This window comes from Streptomyces sp. NPDC127097, assembly GCF_042724075.1.
Classification (GTDB): domain Bacteria; phylum Actinomycetota; class Actinomycetes; order Streptomycetales; family Streptomycetaceae; genus Streptomyces.
In genome coordinates this window covers 1-2,430 of sequence record NZ_JBHXFI010000088.1, presented here as the reverse complement: position 1 = coordinate 2,430, position 2,430 = coordinate 1, and the positions used below count along the sequence as shown (strand labels likewise).

The following is a 2,430-nucleotide window of genomic DNA, read 5'->3' as shown; positions in this document are numbered from 1 at the left end:
GTTGATTTGGGGCCGTGGGTGCGTGGGGCCTGGGGGCCGGCGGCCCAACCAACTCGTGTTCGGGGGTGGGCGGGGGGCGGGGGGGGGGGCCCACCCCCCCCCCCCCCCCCCCACCGGCCTGCCGTTCAGGGCGTGAGCACGGTCTTGACCATGCCGTCTTCCTTCGCCTGGAACGTCCGGTAAGCCTCCGGCCCGTCTTCGAGCGGCAGGGTGTGGGTGGCGAAACCGTCCACGCCGAGCACATCCGCGTCGTTGAGGAGCGGCATGATGTCGTCGACCCACCGCCGGACGTTGGCCTGCCCCATCCGCAGCTGGATCTGCTTGTCGAACAGGGTCAGCATCGGCACCGGGTCGACACTCCCTCCGTAGACACCGATGAGCGAGATCGTGCCGCCACGGCGGACCGCGTCGACGGCGGTGTTGAACGCCGTCATGCTGTCCACCCCGGCCCGGCCCATCACCTTCTCCCCCACGGCATCGGGCAGCAGACCGGCGAGATTCTGGGCGGCCCGCGCCAACGGAGCCCCATGGGCCTCCATGCCGACCGCCTCGATGACGGCGTCGGTGCCGCGTCCCGCGGTGAGTGCGCGGATCTCCTCCCCCAGGTTCTTCCCGTACTCGTTCAGATCGAGGGTGTGCACCCCGCGCTCGCGGGCGCGGGCGAGGCGTTCGGGGACGAGGTCGACGCCGATGACCTTGCTCGCGCCCTTGTGCAGCGCGATCCGGGCGGCCATGTCGCCGATCGGGCCCAGCCCGAGCACGGTGACCGTGCCGCCGGGAGGGACGTCGGCGTAGACGACGGACTGCCAGGCGGTGGGCAGCACATCGGAGAGATAGACGAACCGCTGGTCCGGCGGGCCGTGCGGCACCTTCACGGGCAGCGTGTTGCCGAACGGGACCCGCATCAACTCCGCCTGTCCGCCCGGCACTTGACCATAGAGCTTGGAGAATCCGAAGAGGGCGGCACCCATCCCACGGTCCTTGACCTGAGTGGTCTCGCACTGCGAATGGAGCCCCTGCCCGCACATCCAGCAGGTGCCACAGGAGACATTGAACGGCACCACCACACGGTCGCCGACGGACACCTCCGTGACCTCGGGACCGACCTCCTCGACGATGCCCATCGGCTCGTGACCGAGGATGTCACCGGGGTCGAGATAGGGGCCGAGGACCTCGTACAGATGCAGGTCGGAGCCGCAGATACCGGTGGAGGTGATGCGGACGATGAGGTCGGCCGGCTCCTTGAGGGTGGGGTCGGGGACCGTGTCCACGCGTACGTCGCGCTTGCCGTGCCACGTCAGGGCTCTCATCTTCGCTCCTTGGAGAAAGGGCGGACATCGGAGAACGGGGCGGACTCACGACCGAATCCGCCCCGTTCTGTGCTTCGGGCAGCCGTTACCCAGGGGTGCCGGGCCGCCGGGGTCAGGGTTCCTGCGGGTCGACGCCGGTGTGCGCCTCCGCGTCCTTGCCGCCGCTGGGCCGGCGCGAGGGGCCCTTGCGCCCCATGTCCCGCATGCCCTTCTCCTTGGTTTCGGCAGCCCGGCGCTCACCGGAACGCGTCTCGCTCTTGACCTCGCTCGCCGGCGGGACCTTCTCCTGTCCGCCGCCGGACTCCTTGCTGCGGTCCTTCTCGGGCGCGTACTCCTCCGGGCGGAACGACCGGCCGGCGCTCTCGTTCTTCTGCTGCTCGGTCTGGTCGACGTCGGGCGACCAGCCGTGCTGCTCGGTTCCCTTGTGCATGCTGTGACCCTCGCCCATCTTCGGGTGCGAGGACTTGCGGTGTCTGGTCACTGCTGCTCCCTACGTTGCGCGTCGCCGACGGTCGCCACCGGACACGCTGAGCACGCGGACGACACACCGTCCTCGCCATGCGCACGGCCTCTGGACACGATGCCCATGCCGGGCCGGCTCCCGCGTCACCCGCGTCGGAGACTCCCGTACCTCCAGGCTGCGGGCCAACGGGATCATCCGCATCTCCGCCCTGCCGGGGCGGTCATCGGCGGGCCCGGGGAATGGGCGACTGACGGCGTGGGGCACGCGGCCGGGGAGCAGCCGGCCGGCGCCGTACCCGGGAGTTACGCCGGTCGTCCGTGGCGTGCCCCGCCGGGCGGCCCGGCGGCGCGCGAGCCGGGGTCGGGACCGTGGTCGGGGCGGGGGCCGGGCCGTGGTGTGGGCTCGGGGTCCTGGGCGGGGTCCGGGTCGGGGACCGGCGGCGGCTGGGGCTCGGGGTGGACGGGGTCCAGCGGGCCCGGGGGTGGCGGGTCGGGCACCTCGTGACGCTGCATGGGCCGGCTCCTTCGGGTCGCCTCGTGGTTCACGGCTGCGGGTGCCCGGTCCGCGTCCGCTCACACCTGGGCGCGGCGCCGGCCCCCGGGCCGGGCCGGCGCCGGCTCCCGAAGCAGGTAAGCAACAACTGCCGGCGCCCCCAGC

Annotated in this window: 3 protein-coding genes; all 3 read right to left on the bottom strand. The window is 72.2% G+C overall.

Annotation, left to right across the window (positions count from 1 at the left end):
- Window positions 1–125: 125 nt before the first annotated feature.
- The 3 genes from ACFWJW_RS35805 to ACFWJW_RS35795 all read right to left on the bottom strand — a co-directional run bounded on the left by ACFWJW_RS35805 (window position 126) and on the right by ACFWJW_RS35795 (window position 2,285).
- Window positions 126–1,310, bottom strand: a complete 1,185-nt coding sequence (locus tag ACFWJW_RS35805) for a zinc-dependent alcohol dehydrogenase (RefSeq protein WP_387249100.1) — start codon at window positions 1,308–1,310, stop codon at window positions 126–128.
- Window positions 1,311–1,422: 112 nt separating this feature from the next.
- Window positions 1,423–1,791 (bottom strand): hypothetical protein, encoded by a 369-nt coding sequence (locus ACFWJW_RS35800; protein ID WP_387249098.1) that lies wholly within the window; start codon window positions 1,789–1,791, stop codon window positions 1,423–1,425.
- Window positions 1,792–2,075: 284 nt separating this feature from the next.
- The gene (locus tag ACFWJW_RS35795) at window positions 2,076–2,285 is read right to left on the bottom strand and encodes a hypothetical protein (protein ID WP_387249096.1); all 210 of its coding nucleotides are present in this window, start codon (window positions 2,283–2,285) and stop codon (window positions 2,076–2,078) included.
- Window positions 2,286–2,430 lie beyond the last annotated feature (145 nt).